Below are 19,493 nucleotides of genomic sequence, written 5' to 3' on the forward strand. Positions count from 1 at the left end.
TCCGCACCGAGGCCAGGGATAGGGGGAAGTTAAAGCGAGACATCAAAGAAAGAACATATTGTGACTGACGAGCGGTTGCGCGCTGCGCATTTGGGGGAGACAGGAGCGAGTGGATGATGGAGCCCAAGTTGTTCCATGGGACCCTTGGCGCGGATGGCCGGGATGTCGACGTGAAGTTCACCGCAGGATGGGACCAAGCCGGCGCGCTGCAGATCGGGTTCGAACGGTTCCCATTGGATGTGAGCTCCGCCTTCGTCCTTGAACATTGCCATGTCAAAGGCACGAAGTTCCCCAAGTTCATGCTGCTTGGCGCATCCTCTGACGGGCCGCGTTTCGAGCGCGACAATTTTTTTGGGGGGGGGCGGCGCGGGCGGTGCGGATGGCGTGGCAGGTTCGCCAGAGCGTGATTGTCGTCGCACCTGGCGCTACCGTGATGAGGGGCACGGGCCACACGCATATTCTTTAGACGAAGGCCTTTGAGCGCTGGGCAACAATGCGTGGGGATAATGCGGCGTTCGCACGTGGCATGTTGACGGAATTGTGCGATGAACGATGTCCCTCTTGCGCATCGTTGCTTTCGCCTGACACGGGATTGCAATAGAACTGGCTTGGTTATTGCGTGAACGATGGCGGAGTGGGCATGCGGAAAGCTTGTGCCAACGGCGCCGTGCGCGGCAGGTGCAGCTCGAAGCTGCTGCCTTGGCGCGGATGCGATCGCAATTCCACCATGCCGCCCAACACCGAGTACACCAGTTGGCGTACCATGAACAGTCCCAGGCCCGGACCGCCCTGTCCCGGCCTTGCCGTGAAAAACGGCTGGAAGGCGCGATCGGCCACGTCCGGCGCCATCCCGGCGCCGTCATCGCTGACCTTTAAATTGATCAAGCCGTCAGCACGGGCGGCCGCGCTGATTTCGACGGTCAGCATGCCGTCCGGCGGCAATGCATGTCGCACGGCGTTGTCGATCAGATCGGCAAGCACTCGCTCCAGCGGTCCTGGAAAGCTGTCCAAGTCGATCCCGTCCGGAATCTCGCAGCGCAGTGCCACGGCCTTGTTCCGGTACAGGGGGATACGGGCTTGCAAGACCTGCTGCACCAGTGTTTTCAAGTCAAAGTGATGGCGGCACATGCTGGCCGGGTCGATCGACGCTTCCTTGAACGAGCAAATCAAATCGGCTGCGCGACCAACGTTGCGCTCAAGCAGAACGCAGGCGGTGGTTGCCGCCGCAACATAATCGGCAACGACCGATTTGCGCAGGCTCTGGTTGTCAAAGGCGCCGCGAAATTGCGCCAACCGGTCCGACAGCGTGCTGGCGGCCATGCCGGCGTTGCCCAGCGGCGTATTCAGTTCATGCGCGATGCCGGCGATCAGCGCCCCTTGCGCTGCCATCGTCTCGGTGCGCACCAGTTGCTCCATCACGCGGCGCAGCTCCGTGCTGCGCACCTGAACTTGCTGCTCCAGGCTTTCCCTGTCGGCCATCAGTTCCCGCAAGCGCTGCGCGGTCAGATGTACATGGTTCAGTACGCTGCCAGCGTCGCCCTTGCCAGCCGTCGCCAAAGCCTCGGTACGGCCTTCGGCAATGCCGGCCAGCAGTTGCTCCAGATGGTAAGGCGTGGTGCCCAATTGCGACAGGGTACGGCGCCGCTCGCGCCAGATCAGGGTCGCCGCGATCAGAACCAGGCCCAGCACGTGGCAGGCGAAAACGGCCGCCGCCAGACGCAGCCTGGCCTCGGCGCTGGCGACCTCGGCGGCGGTGCGTCGCTCAACCAACACAAAGAAATCGTCCAAGGGCTGCATGATGGCACGCTTGGCGTCCTGGTAACGCGGATCGTGCAAGCTTAATGCGCCCCGGCCTACGGCGGCGGCCGGCAACGCCGCCATCATGCTCAGTTCAAATTTCGCCAATCGGTCCGATTGCGTTTGCGCCTGCCGCAGTTTGTCGAATTCGGCCGCGCTGAAGCCGGCTTGGCGCATCAATGTTTCCAGCGCTACTGCCGGACCGTCTGGTCGACGCTTGCGCAAGCGCCGAAAATAAGCGCCCGTGTCCAAGGCCGCGGGCACCGGTCCCGGGTTGTCGGCATCGACGAGATCCCAGTAGATCCGGTCATAGTCGCACGGGCGTGGCAATATCCCCTGGCGTATCGCCAGCACGATGTCATAGAAGCGCCGGTAGCGCGTATCGCCGGTGACGGCGTACAGGCGCACCATGCGAGTCAGGTCATCCGAACTTTAGCGCAACTCCACCGCCAGCCGGTACGACTGCATGCGTCGGTCCGCGATGGTGGTGCGCGCGTCGCCGGCTGCCCGCATGCTGATGAATGCGGCCACGCAGCCCATGCTGGCGACGACGATCAGCAACTGCAGCGCAAGCGTGAAATAGCGATGCCGCAGCACGCCCGCCAGTCCGGTGCACGGGGCGACAGAGTTGGCCAATTAGTATTCTTCCCACTCGTCGCGTGAGGTGGCGGCGCTCGCCTTGAGCGACGCCGGGCCGCCGGCCACCGCCCGCGCGCGCGGCGGGGGTAATGCGGGCGCGGCGACGCTCGGCGCCACGCGCGCCGCATCGCCCCGCAGCTTGAAGATGCCGACCGCATCGGCCAGTTGCGTCGCCTGCTCGCGCATGCTTTGCGCGGCGGCGGCGGCTTGTTCCACCAGCGCGGCGTTCTGCTGGGTCGCGCCATCCATTTCGACGATGGCTTGATTGACCTGTTCTATACCCTGGCTTTGCTCATTGGTGGCGGCGGCGATTTCCTTCATGATGTCGGCCACGTGCTGGACGGAATCGACCATCTGTTCCATCGTGGCGCCAGTCTCGTCCACTAATTTGCTGCCGGTGTCGACTTTGAGTACGGAATCGTTAATCAAGTCCTTGATTTCCTTGGCGGCCGATGCCGCGCGCTGCGCCAGGCTGCGCACCTCGGACGCCACCACGGCGAAACCACGGCCCTGTTCGCCCGCGCGGGCCGCCTCCACCGCGGCGTTCAGCGCCAAAATGTTGGTCTGGAACGCGATGCCGTCGATCACGCCGATGATGTCGACGATGCGGTTCGAGCTGTCCTTGATCGAACCCATCGTCAGTACCACCTGGCCGACCACCGCGCCGCCCTTGCGCGCGTAGTCAGAGGCCGAGACCGCCAATTGATTGGCCCGGCGCGCGTTGTCCGCGTTCTGCCTGACGGTGCCGGTCAGCTCCTCCATCGACGCGGCGGTTTGTTCCAGTGCGCTCGCCTGTGATTCGGTGCGCGCCGACAAGTCCAGGTTGCCGGCCGCGATCTCGGCCGACGCTGTCGTGATCGTATCGACGCTGCGGCGCACGGTGCCTATCACGCGGGACAGGCCGTCGCTGATGCCGTTCATCGCGCGCATCAGCCGGCCGAGCTCGTCGTCGCGGTCCACCCGCTGTTCGACGCTCAAGTCGCCAACGGCGAGCTTTTCGGCCACCGCCACACCACGGTCCAGTTCCCGTTTCAGCAGGCGGTAGATGAACCACAGTGCCGAGGCGGTGACGACGAAGGTGACTACCACGGTCAACACCATCAGCCAGTACGCGCGGCGCCCGGCCTGCTCGGCGCGCGCCACTGTGGCGGCCGTGCGCTCGTCGAGCAGCGTGAGGAATTCGTTGAGCGGCTTCATGATCCTGGCCTTGGCCATGTGGTAGCGCTTGTCATGCGTGAGCGTGCGCGCCAGCTCGAGGTCGGGCGCATCATGGCGGGTGAAGTGGCCTCTGCCATCATCGTACAGCCCCTTCACGGCATTCATTGCTATCGTTTCCGCTTTCACCAGGTCGTCCGAGGACGCCTGCGCCTCGTTCAACTTGGCAAACTCCTGGTCCGTAAAGCCAGCTCTTTTCATCAAGTCCTGCAACGCGACGGTGGCGCCGTCCGGCGTCGGCTTGGGGATGCCGGCCGCCACGAAGTCCCAGTAGATGCGCTCATAGTGCTGGGGGCGGGGCTGGTTGCCGTTGCGGATATCGAGGATGTCAAAATACTGTTTTTCATAGGATGGATCGGTGGTGACCACGTAGGTGCGGGCCAGACGCGTCAGGGCGTCCGAACTGAGCCGCAATTCCTGCGCCAGCAGGAAAGACTGGTAACGCGATTCGTTAGCCTGGTTGATCCTGTCGTCGGTTGCGGCAATCTGATACGCCGCCAGCAAGATCAGGCCGGACAGGACGGCGATAAGAGCCAGGAACCATTTGAACAGCGCCTTGAGCGACAAACTTTTGACCATGGGGACTACCTATCTGACGAGTGTTGATATAGAAGACGCCCCGGACCACGGCCAGCCATAGGATCGGGGCATACATCCCGCGTGGCAGACGGTGTTCGGGGCAAGGCGGCGCATGCCGGCGACCAGCGAGCCATCCGGGCCGGCCGGCATTAATTGCCGGTCGGAAAAAGATCTTAGCAAGCGTCCGGTACGCTGTCTGTCGCTTCAGTTACGTTGGCGCCGGCGGGATTGTCCGCGCGGCGACAGACGGGAACGCCGGCCGACTGTTATAGTGGAAAGCTTGGCCTCGCCCCTCCCTCGAACGGCGCCTGCGCCGCGCTTTCGCCGTCTGATCGGCGGCGTACTCGAGATGGATGCCGCTCAACTTCGCTTGATGAATATGTCGCCTTTCCTGTCCAATCCCTGGTTTGCCGCCCTGTCCGAATCGGACCGGCGCGCGCTGATGGCCGCGGCAACACCGGTCCTGCTGCGCCGTGGCGGCGTACTGCTGCGTAAAGGCGACGCGCCGGACGGTCCCTGCGGGAGTTTTTTTGGCGTCGAACGGGGCCACCTGAAAGCGTCGGTGGTCGATGCCAACGGACGCGAATTTATCCTCAGCAAGGTCGAGCCGGGCCAATGGTTCGGCGAGCCGTCGTTGCTCGACGGCACGCCACGGCGGCTGGACGTCACGGCCATGGCCGAGTCCACGGTCCATGTGGTGCAGGCGGCCCCGTTCAATGCGCTGATGGACAGCAATAGCTTTGCCCGCGCCATCGCGCGGCTGACGGCCACGCGGCTGAGGTTACACTACCGATGGATGGAAGATCTGATATTCCTCGCCCCGCGCCAACGTATCGCCAGCCGATTGCGTCTGCTGGCGCGGGAAGACGCGGCCCAGCTGCCCTTGCCGCGCCTGCGGATCGCCATATCGCAGGAAACGCTGGCGATGATGCTCGGCCTGACGCGTCAGACGCTCAACCGTGAACTGAAAAAGCTCGCGGCCGAGGGCCTCATTGCCCTCGGCCGCGGCCACATTGACGTGCTCGACGGGGCGTGGTTGCGTACGGCCGGTTAAGCGTGGCCCGGCCGGCACGTGGCGTCTTCCTGCCGCGCCATCGCCGTCGCCCCGCCAGGCGGGACCGCCGTCAAGCGCCGAGCAAGCCCTGGCCGCAAACCCGCACCGTGTTGCCGCTGATACCGGACGCGGCCGGGCCGCTCATGAACACGATCAGCTCGGCAACGTCGCGCGGCAGGCCGCCTTGTTTGAGTGAATTCAAACGCCGCCCCAGTTCGCGCGGCAGGAACGGCATCTGCCCGGTCATCGCCGTTTCGATAAAGCCGGGCGCGACGGCGTTGATGCAGATGCCGCGCGGCGCCAACAGGGGCGCCTGGGCGGCCACGTAGCCGATCAGTGCGGCCTTGCTGGTGGCGTAGTTGGTCTGGCCGAAGTTGCCGGCCACGCCGCTGACGGAGGACAGGCAGACGATGCGCCCGTCCCGTCTGACGATGCCGTCGGCCAGCAGTTGCGCGTCTATCGCCATCACGGCCGCCAGGTTGATCCGCAGGACCAGGTCCCATTGCCGCGCCTGCATGTTGGCCAGCGTCTTGTCGCGCGTGATGCCGGCGTTATGGACCACGACGTCCACGCCGCCGTAGCGCCCGGCCAGGAAATGGGCCAGTTCCGCCGGCGCCGTGTCGGCCGCGATATCCATCGCCAGCGGCACGCCGCCGAACTGCGCGCAGACGCGCTGCAACTCATCGGCGGCGGCCGGCACATCCAGCGCCACCACGGTGGCGCCTTCCTGCGTCAACCGCTCGGCGGTGGCCAGGCCGATGCCGCGGGCCGCGCCCGTGACCAGCGCCACCTTGCCGGCCAAGCTGTTGCGGAACGGCGTGGTCGCCGGCGCGCTCACTTGCGCCGACACGTGCAGCGCCTGGCCCGTCACGTAGGTCGATTGCACGCCGCAGAAAAAGCGCAACGGCCCGTCCAGCCGGTCCAGCGCGCCGCGCGCCAGGTACAGCAGGTTGACGGTGACGCCTCGCGGTCCCAGTTCCTTGGCCAGGCTGCGGACAAAGCCTTCCATGCCGCGGCTGACGGCTGCCGCGGCCGGCGTGGCGCATTCGGCCGCACTGGCGGCCAGCAGCAGTACCCGGCCGTTGCGGGCGATGCGCCGCAGGATGGGATGGAACGCGTCGTACAGCGCACGGGCATCGGTGGGCGAGGCGCAGCCCGTGGCATCCATCGCCACCAGTTCCGGACGCCACGCGGCGTCGGCCGGCGGCCGTTCCATGACGGCGGCCCCGGCTGCGGCCAGGCCGCGGCGCAGGGCGTCGGCCCCGTAGCCGCCGACGCCGCGGCACAGCAGGGCGGGCTTGCCGTCAAACGGTCGCGTAACATAGCCGCCGTCGGACCGCGCCAGCACGACGGGATTGGGCAGGCCCAACGCCTTGACGAGGCGGGAGGTGAGGTGACTGCGGTGCAACTTCATCAATAGGTCGGACATACATTTCTCAAGTTCGTTGGTGGTGGACTGGTCTTGCTCCCGCGCTCGGGCTAACCGGCCAGCTGGAATGCGCTGACCGCCCGCCGCAACGCGCCGGCCTGGTCCTGCATGGACTGCGCGGCCGCCGCCGCTTGCTCCACCAGCGCCGCGTTCTGCTGCGTGACCTCGTCCATCTGTCCGATGGCCTGGTTGACCTGTTCGATGCCGTTGGCCTGCTCGTTGGTGGCGATGGTGATCGACGTCATGATATCGCTGACGCGCTGCACGCTGCTCACGATCTCTTCCATGGTGGCGCCGGCTTCGTCGGCCAACTGGCTGCCCGCGTCGATCCGGCCCACCGAGGCCTGTATCAGCAGCTTGATGTCGCGCGCCGCGCTGGCCGAGCGTTGCGCCAGGTTGCGTACTTCGCTGGCCACCACGGCAAAGCCGCGGCCCTGTTCGCCGGCACGCGCCGCTTCGACCGCCGCGTTGAGCGCCAGGATGTTGGTCTGGAAGGCGATGCCGTCGATCACGCCGATGATTTCCACCACCTGCCTGGACGAGGCGTGGATCTCCCCCATGGTCTGCACCACGCGCCGCACCACGCCGCCGCCGCGCCCGGCCACACCGGCGGCGGAACTGGCCAGCGCGCTGGCCTGGTGCGCATGCTCGGCATTCTGGCGCACGGTGCCGGTCAGTTCCTCCATCGAAGCGGCGGTCTGCTCCAGCGCGCTGGCCTGGGCTTCCGTGCGGGCCGACAGGTCGGCGTTGCCGGTGGCGATTTCCCCGGCCGCCAGCGCCATGGCGTCGGTCCCGCTGCGCACTTCGGCGACGATGGCCGACAGGCTGCGGTTCATGTCGCCCAGGGCGCGCATCAACTGTCCCGTTTCGTCGGCCGCGCCGGCCGCGATCCGGCTACGCAAGTCGCCCGCCGCCACCGTCCTGGCGATGTCGACAGCAACGTTGAGCGGGCGCGCCACCAGGCGCGCCATCCATAGCGCCAGCGCCACGCCGAGCAAAATACAGGCCGCGACCACGGCCATGATCCAGTTGCGGGCCCGCATATAGGTTTGGGCGCCGTGTTCACGCGCCGCCAGTCCGCCGCTGGAATTGAAACGACCCAGCTTTTCGGCATTCGCGGCAATGGCGATCGCGGTCTGCGCCGACTTGCCGATCAGTAGCGCCCGCGCCTCGTCCGTGCGGTCGTGGCCCGACGCTTCCAGCACCGGGCCGTCCAGGGCCACCATGTCGTTCCAGTCATGCTCCAGCTCGCCGATCAGTGTCAATTCCGTGTCGGTCAGCGCCACCGCGCGGTAGCTGTCGATATCCTTGCGCACCGCCTGGCGCGCCGTGCCGATGATGCCCAGCCACTTGCGCTTGTCCGCGTCGCCATTGGCCAGCAGGTGTTGCAGCATCGACGTGCGCAGCCGGACCAGGTCGAAGCGCAGCGCGTTGGCCGCGTGGCTGTTGGGCATCCAGCGGCCCCCAAGTTCGCCCGCGGCCTGATCCACCTGCGCCAGTTCGACGATGGCGAACGCGCCGGTCAGCGCCGTCAGCAGCAGCACGACCGCGAACGCGGCCAGCAGCTTGCTGCCGATCTTCAAATTCAAGAAATGCTTCATGCCGTATCTCGCAAAAAAACGGAGAGGGAACTTCGCGCCTGCGTCGTTCCCTCTCCCGAAAACCAGTCGGAGACTAGAACTGGTGGGAGATGCCCAGGTACAGGCTGTTCTGGGTCACGCCGCCGTTGGCGGCGGTGGGCAGGAACTGGATACCCTTGCTCCACTTCTGGTGACCGATGGTGGCGTAGACGCTGGTGCGACGCGACAGCAGGTAGCGTGCCTCCAGCAGCTGCACGTCCCAGCCGGCACGCCCGTCCGGCCCCGTCACGCGCACGGCGCCGGCGCCGGTGCCGGCCGGCCCCCGCAAGGCGTGGTGATACCAGGCGCCCGTCAGCTTGACTTGTGGCAGCGCCAGCCAGCTGGCGCCGGCCCAGGTTTGTTCGAACGTGCTGTCGCCGCCGATGGTGGCGGTACGGTCAAGCACCCGGCCAGCCGCGAAGCGCAGCCCGCCTTGCGCGTACGCCGCTCCCACGGTGTAGTTGCTGCGTGCCGCGTTGGCCGGGGTGCCCGGATAGGTGGCGGTCGTGGGGACGGCCGGCGTGTCCTGGCGCATATAGGCCGCGCCCACGGTCAACGGCCCCATCACGTAGACGGCGCCCAGCGTCTTGCTGGTGCCGGTGCGGCTGTCGCCGGCCGTCTCGCCCAGCGCCACCTCGGCCCGCACGGTCAGGCCGCCCACCACCTTGGTGTACTGCGCGTCGTTGTTGAAGCGCACGCAGCCGGCGGTGACGGGGAAGCAGCCGCCGACGTTGCCCGAACCGGGGGCGGCCACCGAGGTGATCTGGTAGGCGCCGGAGAACGGATCGTAGGCCACCAGCGTCTTGTAGGACGCGCTGTACTGGCGGCCCAGATCGAGATTGCCCCATGGCCCGCGCAGGCCCACATACAGTTGGCGGTTGAACAGGGAGTTGGCGTCATTTTGCATGCCGGTGTCGCCGTCGAAGCCGCTCTCGAGCAGGAAGTGGGCTTGGTTGCCATCGCCCAGCTCTTCCGTGCCCTTGAACCCGAGCCGGCTGGCGTTGGCGACGCTCTTGCCCTCCAGCGAATTGAGGGTGCCCTGGGGCGTGCCGCTGATTTGCGAACCGGCCGCGTTGGTCGGCGCGGTATTGGTCTGGTGGCGGACCGCGGCGTCGAAGCTGCCGAAGACGGTCAGCTGCGATTGCGCCGCGGCGCCGCCTGCCAGGGTGGCCAGCACGGCCAGGGCGATGCCCGAATTATGGAATTGCATTGTTTAGGTTCTCCGTTGTGGTTGTTATAGTGCGATTCAGGCCAGCCGGGTGACCAGCGGACCTTGCCAACTCAAGTCCTTGAGCGATCCCTTCGGCTCGTAGCCGCGGGTGACCAGGAAAAAGCCCGTGCCTGGCATGACCGGCAACCAATTGGCGCTGTTGGCGCCGCCCGGATCGGCGGCCTGGACATACACCCGCAAGCCGCCATCGGCGTCAAAACGCAGGCCGGGCGTGCGGGCGCTGATGGCGTAGCGCCGGATCGGATTGGGGATCACGGTGTAGCCCTGGTAGCGGTAGGCGTGCAGTGACCAGAACGCGTCGCAATCGGGCAGCTGGCCGGGCGCGAAATACAGTTCGTAGCGCCGGTCGCCGCTGTAGGCCACGCCTTCGGCATCTCGCTGGCCTACGTAATAGACGTTCTCGTCGACCGGGGTGGCGACCGTGCCAATCAGCGCCACCGAGGCGCGGTAGTGGTAGTCCTTGTCGGCATAGGTGCCGATGCTGGCGCGCGGCCGTATCCAGCCGTTTGCGGTGCGCACCCCGGGGAAATTGTGGGTCAATGCCAGCAGCGCCTTGCGCGAATCGGCTTCGGCCCGTTGCAGGCCGCGCCGGGCGGCCGGCGACAGGCCGGCAAAACCGTCGACCACGCCGGGCGCCAGGCCCAGGCGGGCCAGGCGCTGCAGCAGCGGTCCGTCGTCCTCCGGCGGCGGGCATTCCTGCCACATCAGCTGCATGGTCTTGAAGTCGGCCAGGGCGTCGCCGGCCGCGGCGGGCGGTTTCCATAGGGTGGAGGCGACGCCGTGCCACGGCTGGCCGGTCAGGTGGACCGACAGCGGCGCCAGCGTGAAGCGCGGTTGCACGGCGCTGGCGCGTGGCAGATCCGATTCGCTGGAGAAATAGATGCGCATCACCAGGAACGCTTGCCGCATGCGGGCCCGGTACACGCGTCCCACGTCAGGCGGAAGCTGGCCGTGCCAGTCCGGCCCGACCAATGCCACGGCGCCGCCGTCGCGGCTGTTGCGGTGGTTCAGCATCGCGAAGGTGGTGCCGAACAGGTCGCAGCACTGCACGCTCCAGTAGCGCTCCGGCAGCGCCGGTAGCCGCAGGATGTAAGGTTCCGTGCCCAGCTCCAGCCAGGCCGTTGAATACAGCGTATCGGTTTGCGGCGCGCCCGACACCTGCGGCGTCACCACGCCGTCGCGGTGCTGCCATTCGCCCCAACGCGCGCGTTGGCCCGTCACAGGGTCGCCCACCATCATGCGGGCGTAGCGCATGCGCGCGAAATACGCCAGGGGGAAGCCGTACATGTAGGCCAGGCAGCCGAGCTGGTAGCTCTGTTCCTCTTCGTCCGGCGCCAGCGCCCCCAGTGCGGAGCAGCCTGGCAGCATGGCGCCGGCGCCGGCCGCCAGCAGGGATTTGAGCCAGAACCGTCGTTGCGCCATCGGTGTTCCATCCATGTCGGTCTCCTATTAATACGTTGTATTATCGTACGTCCGATATTAGTTTAATACACTGTATTAGGTCAAGCCGAATTCGCGCGGTCGGCCATGCCCGTACCGGGGGCCGGTGCCGCGATGGGGACGATGTGCTGTTGTTGGGGAGATACGCCGGGCGCGACGGCAGGCGGAATGGGCCGCGCGGCCCAAGAGCCGGCGCTCAAGGACGGCGCCGGAGCGCGCGTGCGCAGACCGCGCCCAGCGCCAGGTACAGGCCAAGTGCGGCGAGCGTCGCGGGGGGGCCGCCGTACTGCTTGATCGGTCCCAGCAACGCCGGCCCCGCCGCGCCGCCCAGGTTGCCCAGCGAATTGACCAGGGCGATGCTGGCGGCCGCCGCGCCGGGCGGCAGGCGCGGCGTGACGCAGCCCCAGAACAACGGAAAGCTCGACAGCAGACCGGCTACGCCGACTGCCACCGCGACGACGGTCAGCGCGCCATGGCCTGCGCCGATGGCTGCCGCGAAGAATGCCGCTGCGCTGGTGCCCATGAGCGCCACCAGAATGGTGTCGCGGCGGCCGTGGTCGGCCAGCGTCCCGAACGCCAGCATGGATAACGTTCCAAGCAAGAACATCGACGCGTAAGCGGCGCCGACGCCGCGCATGCCCGTGGCCAGCAGATCTGCGAGCAGTTGCGGCCCCCAGGTGGCGAAGGCGCCGGCCGAGGCCACCAGGCAAGCGAGCGTCAGGGTGGGCGGCCGCAGGCCCGGTTGCACCAGTGCCTGCCGTAGTTCGGCCCGCCACGGCGGCAGCGGCGCGGCGGAAGCGCCGAGCTCGCGCTGCAGCAGTGTGCGCTCGGCGACGGTGAGCCAGCGGGCGTTGGCGGGGCGGTCGTCCAGCCACGCCAGCACCGCCAGGCCCAGCAACGACGCCGGCAAGCCCTGCAGGATGAACAGCCACTGCCAGCCGGCCAGTCCGGCCCGGCCATGACAGCCCAGGACGATGGCCGCCGACAGCGGACCGATCAGCACGCCGGCGACCGGCATCCCCAGCATCACCAGTGCGAAATGGCGGGTACGGCGCGCGGCTGGAAACCAATAGGTCAGCAACAGCACGATACCCGGGAACAGGCCCGCCTCACCCACGCCGAGCAGGAAGCGCAGCAAGTAGAACTGGGTGGGCGTGCGGACCCAGGCGGTGGCGGCGGCTATCGGCCCCCACAGTATCAGAATGCGGGCGATCCATCTGCGCGCGCCGACACGCGCCAGCAGCATGTTGGACGGCACTTCGAACAGGAAATAGCCGACCGAAAACGCACCGGCGCCCAGACCGTACACCACGTCGGAGAACTGCAGCGCCTGTTGCATTTGCAGCTTGGCAAAGCCGGCGTTGGCGCGGTCGACGATGGCCACGACGTAGGCAAGGAACAACAATGGCACATAGCGCCATGTCGCCTGGTTCAGCAACGCCTGTATGTCGCGCGGGCGATTCTGGGGGGAAGTCATGTTGTCTCCGGTCCGGTGGGTGCGCCCCGCCACGGGCTGGAAAAAACGTGCGGCGGCGTCTATGGGGTGCCAATTATGGTGTTAATATACAGTATTAAATGGGGGATGCCCTGCATGCCGCCGCCAACCGGATGTGCCAGTCTACGCCTTCCGTGCCGCCGGTTTCGCCACACGTGCAACCAGTTCAATGGAGACTACCCGATGCCCATACCCTTGAGTTTCAACGCCGTTCCTCCTGTGCTGCTAGCCGCGCTGCTGGGGGCCGTGGCCGCGCAGACGCCGGCCGACGATGGCGTGGCGCAGTTGCTGGAGCAGCGCGTGAGGCAAGTGGCGCCCAAGGTGGTGGCATGGCGGCGCGACATCCATCAGCATCCGGAACTGTCCGGACAGGAAGTGCGCACGGCCGGGCTGGTGGCCGGGCATTTACGCGCGCTGGGCATGGCCGTCAGCACCGGCGTCGGCGGCAACGGCGTGGTCGGTGTGCTGAGCGGCGACCTGCCGGGCAAGGTCGTGGCGTTGCGGGCCGACATGGACGCGCTGCCTGTCCAGGAGGCGACCGGCCTGCCATTCGCCTCCACGGTAACGGCGAAGAACATGGGCCGCGACAGCCCGGTAATGCACGCCTGCGGCCACGATGCGCACACGGCCATCTTGATGGGCGTGGCCGAGGCGCTGGCCGGCATGAAGAGTCAGATACACGGAACCGTCAAATTCATCTTCCAACCGGCCGAGGAGGGCTACTCGGCGCCGCCGGGCGAGGCGGCATGGGGCGCAAAGGCCATGGTGGCGGCTGGTGTCATGGATCATCCGCGGGTCGACGCCGTCTTTGCCCTGCACATGGCGGCAGCGCTGCCCGCCGGCACCATAGGATGGCGCAGTGGCCCCACGTTGGCGGGCGCCGACACGGTCCACATCACGGTGATCGGCAAGCAGAGCCATGGCGCCGCGCCGTGGTTGGGCATCGACCCCATAGTGACTGCCGCGCAGATGGTCGGTGCGCTGCAAACCGTCATTAGCCGTTCCTTGGACATCACCCGTGAACCCGTTGTGTTCAGCATCGGTGCCATCAACGGTGGCACGCGGCACAACATCGTGCCCGACAAGGTGGAAATGACGGGCACCCTGCGCACCTACGATGAGGCGATGCGGGCCAGGGCCGTGCAACGTATCGTCGCCATTGTGCAGGGAACGGCAGCCGCCAACAATGCGCAGGGGCGGGTTGACTTTGAACCGACTTACAGCGTGACCGACAACCCGGCGCCATTGACGGCGGCGATGCTGCCCACCCTGCGCTATGCCGCCGGCGGCCAAGTGGCGGCGATTCCGCGCGTCAGCGGTTCGGAAGACTTCTCCGAATATCAGAAAGTCGCGCCGGGCCTGTTTTTCATGCTGGGTGGAAAGCCGGCCAACGCGACAGTCGGCCCTAACCATTCGCCGACCTTCGACCTTGATGAAACGGCACTGCCGGTCGGGGTGCGCAGCCTGGCGCTGCTGGCGCTCGACTATCTGGCGGACCGGCGGCGCGGCGCGCGGTAGCGTCGCCAAGCCGGCGCGGGGGCATACTGCCGTATAATCCGCCATTTGCCGCAATTGCCATGGAAAGCCAGCCCACTGTGCCAAGAGTCAAAGCCGCTCCATCCCGTGCCGCTCATGTCAGCGCCGAACATGACGATGACCGGCAGATCGCCGCGCACGCGCGGCCTACCGTCATGCTGCTGTTGGAGGTGGCGGAGCGTCTGTTCGCCGAGTCCGGCGTGGAAAGCGTCACGCTCAATCGCATTGTGGAAGAGAGCGGCCAACGCAACCGCTCGGCCTTGAACTACCACTTCGGTTCGCGCGCCGATATAGTGACTCAACTGTTGATTATGCGGCTGTCGCATGTAAACCAGATCCGCCACCGCTACCTGGATCGCCTCGAACAACGGGGCCAGGGCGGCGACGTGCATGCCATCCTAACGGCCGCGATCCGGCCGTTGGGGGAGGTAATACGCCACGAGCCTTGGGGACGGCACTATGTCAAGATCCTGGCGCAAACGATGCTGAGCCCGGCGCTGCGCTCGCCGGATATCATTGATCCAACGGTGACCAGCGCCATCGCCCGCACCAATCGATTGATCGCTGCCGCGCTGCCACACGTGCCCCGCAGCGTCATGCAAATGCGCCTGAACTATTTGCAGGAGACCGTGATTTTCTCCATTGTGCGCGCGCTGCAGCAGGAAGGGCGGGAGTACCTATCGGACAAGGCGCTAAACAATCTGATCGATTTTTGCACTGCCGGCGTGATGGGGGTGGTCAGCGCCGCCTGCAAGAACGCCTGAGCTGGTCAGTGCTGGCCACTCGCCCTTACGATTCGCCAGGTGGTTCGACGCATATGGCATGTTATTCCGGCAGCCCTGCCTTGCGTAGTCCCTCCGCCAGCGTGGCAAGATGCGCCGGTTGACGGATTGGCAACCAGTCTGCGACATGGTGTATGCATAACGCCGGGTCGAACTGGCGCAAGTGAGCCATTGTGCGCTGTGCTTCGGCCAGCCGTCCGGCCAGCGCCTGGCCTGCCGCCAGAATGGCCAACGCCGGCAGAAAAGCCGGCAATTCCCGTATCGCTTGCTCTGCCCAGGACGACGCAGCATCAAATTGCCCCGTAAAGAGATGGGCGAGCGCCATGCCCGCCTGCATTCTGTACAGCTCCGGGTCGAGCGGACTCAGACGCATGGCCAGCGCCAGGTGCTCGATGGCGGTCTCGGTTTGGCCGCAAAAGATTCTGAGGAATGCGCCCAGGAACCAGGCGCCGGCCAGATTCGGATTGAGCAGGCGTGCCCGGTCCAGCAATGCGATGCCGCCCTGCAGGTCATTGGCAAGGTGGGCCAGCGCATGGCCGGCCCGGGTGAGCGCCACCGCATCGCCCTTGTCCAGTTCCACGGCACGGCGCGCCAGGCGGACCCCTTCCGCGATTTCCCGTGGCGCATCGATCATCCAGCGATTGATCTTGCGCCAGCAGTGACACCAGGCCGCCATTGCGTAGGCCGAGGCGAACTCCGGATCGAGCTCGATGGCCTGGTGGAACAGCGGCAGCGCCTGGCCGATGGTCTCCCTGGTGCCATGATGCAACTTGGCCATGCCGCGCAGGTAGTAATCGTAGGCGTCGAGGTTTTCCGTCGGCTTGTGGCGCGCACGTTCGATCTCGGCCCGCTCCAGTTCTGGCGCGATGGCGCCCACGACGTTCGCGGTAATCTGGTCCTGCAGTGCAAAGATGTCGCCCAGCACGCCCTCGAAACGGCCCGCCCAGTGCAGCGCCCCGGTGGTGGCATCGATCAGCTGCACCGTGATGCGCACGCGATTTTTTGCCTTGCGCCAACTGCCCTCCAGCACATAGCGCACCCCGAGCTCACGGCTGACCTGCTTCACGTCCACGGCGCGGGCCTTGTAGGTAAAGCTTGAGTTCCGCGCGACGACGAACAGCCAGCGACATTGCGACAGCGCCGCGATGATGTCCTCGACCACGCCGTCGGCCAGGTAGTCCTGTTCTGGCATCCCGCTCAGGTTCACGAACGGCAGCACGGCAATGGACGGCTTGGCGGGCAGGGGCGGCGCGGCGGCCGGGGCGCGAACCGGCTGGGCGGCAGGGGGCGCGTCAGCCACTGGCGTGCCTTCGGTGACGTCCAGGGCGAACCGGAATCCCTTGCGGGCGATGGTGCGTATCACGCGCTGCTGCTGGCCGCTGTCGCCGACTGCCTTGCGCACGGCGTTCATGTGGCTGGCCAGGGTCGACTCCGAGACGATACGGCCGGCCCATATGGTATTGACCAGGTCGTCCCTGCTGACGACGCGGTCGCGGTTCTCCATCAGATAGACCAGCAGGTCGAATACCTTGGGCGCGGTCGCCACGACCTGCGAGGCCCGCAGCAGCTCGCGCCGATCCAGGTCGAGTACACAGTCGTCAAACACCAATTGCATGCAGAACTCCTCGTTTCGTTCCTGGCAGCGACTTGGATTCCTGGACAAATAGCCAAGCTAAATGCAATGAAAAGCCAAGGTGTATGCGAGGTCTTCCGGAAAACGCGCAAATATACTACAGACATCAATCATCGTAGTAGAGAAGTTCAACGTTGAGGAGGGGAAAATGAAGATAGTCGTGATAGGCGGTAGCGGGCTGATTGGCGCGAACGTGGCAGGCAGGCTGCGCCTGAATGGCCATGCGGTGGTGGCGGCATCGCCCAGTACGGGCGTCAACACCCTCACCGGCGAAGGGCTGGCGGCGGCACTGGCAGGCGCGCAGGTCGTCGTCGACGTGGCCAACTCGCCCTCGTTTGAGGACCGGGCCGTATTGGAATTTTTCGAAACGTCGGGCCGCAATCTGCTGGCGGCCGAAGCTGATGCCGGCGTAGAGCATCACGTCGCGCTCTCGATAGTTGGCACGGATCGTCTGCCCGAGAGCGGCTATTTCCGGGCCAAAGTGGCCCAGGAAAAGCTGATCAAGGCGGCAAGGATTCCCTATACCATCCTGCGCGCGACCCAGTTCTTCGAATTCGTGGAAGGCATTGTCAATGCCGGTGCCGACGGCGGCACGATACGCCTGTCGCCCGCCCTCATCCAGCCCATCGCCGCGGATGACGTTTCCGCCGTGCTGGCCGATCTGGCGGTGGCGGCGCCGGTGAACGGCACGCTCGAGGTGGGCGGACCGGATCGCTTTCCGCTGGACGACCTGGCACGCAAGTTTCTTGCCGCACGCGGCGACCGGCGGCAGGTGATTGCCGATGTGCATGCGCGCTATTTCGGCAGCGAGTTGACCGATCAATCGCTGGTGGCACAGGACGACGCGCACATCGGCCCCACACGTTTCCAAAACTGGCTCAGCCGCTCTTCGGCGCAAGGCTGAGCCGACCAATCCTAGCTTCACTTGCCAACGACACCGAGGAGTCATCATGAACCAACGCATCGATTACCAAAAGCAATCTCCCGAGCTCTTCAAGAAGTTCGTCGAGTTTAGTCTTGCCATCAGGAATTCCAGCATCGAGGAAACGATCCGCGATCTGGTCGACATCAGGGCGTCGCAGATCAATGGCTGCGCCTTCTGCGTCGACATGCACGTCAAGGAAGCGACCATGCATGGCGAGCGGCCGCTGCGGCTGCATCATATCGCCATCTGGCGCGAGTCGCCGCTGTTCAGTCCGCGTGAGCGCGCGGCGCTGGCGTGGACCGAGATCCTGACCCAGATTCCCGCCCAGGGCGTGCCCGATGACGTCTATGACCGTGTTCGCGCGCAACTGTCCGAGCAGGAACTGTCCGACCTGACCTACCTGGTGATGTCGATCAATGCCTGGAATCGCATCAACGTGGGCTTCCGGCTGGTACCGGGCACGTATGACAAGGCATTCGGCGTCGACAAGGCCGGCCTGGCCTGACCCGGCCGCGGCGCGGTGGCGCACAGACGCCGCGCCGCATTCACTCAAGATCGCGATGGCGATCCGATAACGAGGAACAAGCAATGAACATTATCCGAACCTTTACCATACCGCTGCTGCTGTTCGCCGCCAGCGCCGGCGCGCAGCAGGTGGCGCCGGAGGCGCACGTGACGCCGCTGATGGCCAAGGCGCTGGCCGACTATCCTGGCAAGGAGGCGCTGGTCTTCACGGTGGAGTATCCGCCGGGCGCGGTAGACCCTGTGCACCGGCACGATGCGCACGGCTTCATCTACGTGCTGGAAGGATCGATCGTGATGGGCGTGCGCGGTGGCAAAACCGTCACACTGACGCCAGGCCAGACCTTTTACGAAGGCCCGAACGATATCCACACGGTCGGACGCAACGCCAGCCAGACCAAACCGGCGAAGTTTCTGGTGATGCTGTTGAAGAGCCACGGCGCGCCGATCCTGACACCGGTGCCTTGACCGCTGCGCCTGGGCATTGCTGGCCCCTTGGCTGGGCACAGCCAGCGGCTCACGCCTGGCGCAGCGTGATGCCGTCCGCGGCCGCGCCGCCCAGGCACCCCAGCCCCGCCAGCGTGGCGCCCACCGCCGCGTCCAGCGGCGTATGGGGCTCGCTACCCAGCACTGCCAACAAGGCGCGGTTGTCCAGCCGCAGCGGCTGCTGCCACAAATAGCGCATCTCCCGCATTTCACGCAAGGTCGTCACGAACGGCGCCAGCGCCGCCAACAGCCACCAGGCCAGCGGGTTGACGCGCACCTTGCACCCGCCTGCCGCCGCGGCGACTCGCGCGACCGCTGCCGCCATCTGCGTGCCGTCCGCATCCCAGTGCCCCTCCATATGGAAGCGGGCGAAATCGTCCAGCCGGTGTTCCCTCTCCAGCAGGCGGCACATGGTTTCGGCCACGTCCGGCAGGTAGGCCCACTGGTGGCCGATGCCGGCGCGGCCGGGATTGTTCACCACCTTCACCGGCTGGCCGGGCCGCACCAGCGCCTGCGAGAACCAGTTGTTGGCGGCGCCGGGGCCGAAGAAGTCGCCGGCGCGCACGATCAGGCTGCGCACGCCGTCGGTGGCCGCCTGTTCCAGCCGCCGCTCCATCTCCGCCCGCAGCGTACCCTTGCGGGTCAATGGCCGCTGGGGTGCCTCGACGCCGATGTCGGGAAAGGCGTCCGGGCCGTAGTTGTACACGGTGCCCGGCAGGACGATGCGCGCGCCGCTGTGGCGGGCGGCGGCGATGGTGTGGTCCAGCATGGGCAGCACCAGCTGCTGCCAGTGGCGATAACCGGGCGGGTTGACGGCGTGGACGATCAGCGCGGCGCCGGCGGCGGCCCGCAGCACGTCGCCGGCCTGCATGGCGTCGCCCTGTATCCATTCGTACTGGCCGGCCTGCGCCTGGCGGGCGGCGGCATCACGGTGCAGGGCCTTGATGTGCCAGCCGGCCTGGTGCAGCCGGCGCGCCAATGCGCCGCCGATGCCGCCGGTGGCGCCGAGGATGAGTGCTGTGCGTTGCTGTTGCATGATCGTCTCCTTGCGGTGATGAGAAAGTGACTGCATTTTCAGGCTTTGCCGCTCAAAACGAAATCGTCTGGAATA

17 protein-coding genes are annotated in these 19,493 nt (G+C 66.3%); 7 read left to right on the forward strand and 10 right to left on the reverse strand.

The window, feature by feature from the left end:
• Nucleotides 1–113: 113 nt before the first annotated feature.
• Nucleotides 114–407: a hypothetical protein gene (locus AC3WOS_RS10350; protein ID WP_492715848.1), complete on the forward strand. Its 294-nt coding sequence runs from the start codon at nt 114–116 to the stop codon at nt 405–407.
• A 205-nt stretch (nt 408–612) separates the two neighbouring features.
• Here AC3WOS_RS10350 and AC3WOS_RS10355 read toward each other — a convergent pair whose 3' ends face one another.
• From AC3WOS_RS10355 to AC3WOS_RS10365, 3 genes are read right to left on the reverse strand one after another with little or no spacing between them, the layout of a single operon-like run.
• On the reverse strand, nt 613–2,208 hold the full coding sequence (locus AC3WOS_RS10355) for a sensor histidine kinase (protein WP_492715849.1): 1,596 nt from the start codon (nt 2,206–2,208) through the stop codon (nt 613–615).
• A gap of 21 nt (nt 2,209–2,229) precedes the next feature.
• Nucleotides 2,230–2,433: a hypothetical protein gene (locus AC3WOS_RS10360; RefSeq protein ID WP_492715850.1), complete on the reverse strand. Its 204-nt coding sequence runs from the start codon at nt 2,431–2,433 to the stop codon at nt 2,230–2,232.
• Entirely contained in the window at nt 2,434–4,230 is a 1,797-nt protein-coding gene (locus AC3WOS_RS10365; RefSeq protein WP_492715851.1) for a methyl-accepting chemotaxis protein, read from the reverse strand.
• Between the two features lie 349 nt (nt 4,231–4,579).
• Between AC3WOS_RS10365 and AC3WOS_RS10370 the strand changes: the two genes are divergently transcribed.
• Nucleotides 4,580–5,284: a Crp/Fnr family transcriptional regulator gene (locus tag AC3WOS_RS10370; protein WP_492715852.1), complete on the forward strand. Its 705-nt coding sequence runs from the start codon at nt 4,580–4,582 to the stop codon at nt 5,282–5,284.
• 70 nt (nt 5,285–5,354) lie between these two features.
• Here AC3WOS_RS10370 and AC3WOS_RS10375 read toward each other — a convergent pair whose 3' ends face one another.
• The 5 genes from AC3WOS_RS10375 to AC3WOS_RS10395 all read right to left on the reverse strand — a co-directional run bounded on the left by AC3WOS_RS10375 (nt 5,355) and on the right by AC3WOS_RS10395 (nt 12,480).
• A complete protein-coding gene (locus tag AC3WOS_RS10375; RefSeq protein ID WP_492715853.1) occupies nt 5,355–6,713 on the reverse strand; it encodes a 3-oxoacyl-ACP reductase in 1,359 nt (452 codons plus the stop codon).
• A gap of 50 nt (nt 6,714–6,763) precedes the next feature.
• Entirely contained in the window at nt 6,764–8,314 is a 1,551-nt protein-coding gene (locus tag AC3WOS_RS10380; RefSeq protein ID WP_492715854.1) for a methyl-accepting chemotaxis protein, read from the reverse strand.
• A gap of 73 nt (nt 8,315–8,387) precedes the next feature.
• Nucleotides 8,388–9,542 carry a porin gene (locus AC3WOS_RS10385; protein ID WP_492715855.1) on the reverse strand — a complete coding sequence of 385 codons (1,155 nt, stop codon included), beginning with the start codon at nt 9,540–9,542 and terminating at the stop codon, nt 8,388–8,390.
• Between the two features lie 36 nt (nt 9,543–9,578).
• A complete protein-coding gene (locus AC3WOS_RS10390) occupies nt 9,579–11,000 on the reverse strand; it encodes a DUF1254 domain-containing protein (protein WP_492715856.1) in 1,422 nt (473 codons plus the stop codon).
• A gap of 199 nt (nt 11,001–11,199) precedes the next feature.
• On the reverse strand, nt 11,200–12,480 hold the full coding sequence (locus AC3WOS_RS10395) for an MFS transporter (protein WP_492715857.1): 1,281 nt from the start codon (nt 12,478–12,480) through the stop codon (nt 11,200–11,202).
• Between the two features lie 201 nt (nt 12,481–12,681).
• Between AC3WOS_RS10395 and AC3WOS_RS10400 the strand changes: the two genes are divergently transcribed.
• Together AC3WOS_RS10400 and AC3WOS_RS10405 are read left to right on the forward strand one after the other, a co-directional pair.
• On the forward strand, nt 12,682–14,016 hold the full coding sequence (locus AC3WOS_RS10400; protein ID WP_492715858.1) for an amidohydrolase: 1,335 nt from the start codon (nt 12,682–12,684) through the stop codon (nt 14,014–14,016).
• A 59-nt stretch (nt 14,017–14,075) separates the two neighbouring features.
• Complete coding sequence (locus tag AC3WOS_RS10405) at nt 14,076–14,798, forward strand: TetR family transcriptional regulator (RefSeq protein ID WP_492715859.1); 723 nt, start codon at nt 14,076–14,078, stop codon at nt 14,796–14,798.
• A gap of 61 nt (nt 14,799–14,859) precedes the next feature.
• On the opposite strand, the gene AC3WOS_RS10410 is transcribed toward AC3WOS_RS10405, so the two are convergent.
• Nucleotides 14,860–16,431, reverse strand: coding sequence for a winged helix-turn-helix domain-containing tetratricopeptide repeat protein (locus AC3WOS_RS10410; RefSeq protein WP_492715860.1), 1,572 nt, complete (start codon nt 16,429–16,431; stop codon nt 14,860–14,862).
• A 166-nt stretch (nt 16,432–16,597) separates the two neighbouring features.
• Between AC3WOS_RS10410 and AC3WOS_RS10415 the strand changes: the two genes are divergently transcribed.
• The 3 genes from AC3WOS_RS10415 to AC3WOS_RS10425 all read left to right on the forward strand — a co-directional run bounded on the left by AC3WOS_RS10415 (nt 16,598) and on the right by AC3WOS_RS10425 (nt 18,364).
• A complete protein-coding gene (locus AC3WOS_RS10415; RefSeq protein WP_492715861.1) occupies nt 16,598–17,353 on the forward strand; it encodes an SDR family oxidoreductase in 756 nt (251 codons plus the stop codon).
• A gap of 46 nt (nt 17,354–17,399) precedes the next feature.
• Nucleotides 17,400–17,879: a carboxymuconolactone decarboxylase family protein gene (locus AC3WOS_RS10420; protein ID WP_492715862.1), complete on the forward strand. Its 480-nt coding sequence runs from the start codon at nt 17,400–17,402 to the stop codon at nt 17,877–17,879.
• 83 nt (nt 17,880–17,962) lie between these two features.
• Nucleotides 17,963–18,364: a cupin domain-containing protein gene (locus AC3WOS_RS10425; protein ID WP_492715863.1), complete on the forward strand. Its 402-nt coding sequence runs from the start codon at nt 17,963–17,965 to the stop codon at nt 18,362–18,364.
• A gap of 49 nt (nt 18,365–18,413) precedes the next feature.
• Here the strand turns inward: AC3WOS_RS10425 and AC3WOS_RS10430 are convergent, their stop codons facing one another.
• Entirely contained in the window at nt 18,414–19,421 is a 1,008-nt protein-coding gene (locus AC3WOS_RS10430; RefSeq protein WP_492715906.1) for an NAD-dependent epimerase/dehydratase family protein, read from the reverse strand.
• Nucleotides 19,422–19,493: the final 72 nt, after the last annotated feature.

The organism is Rugamonas sp. FW305-51, assembly GCF_058786935.1.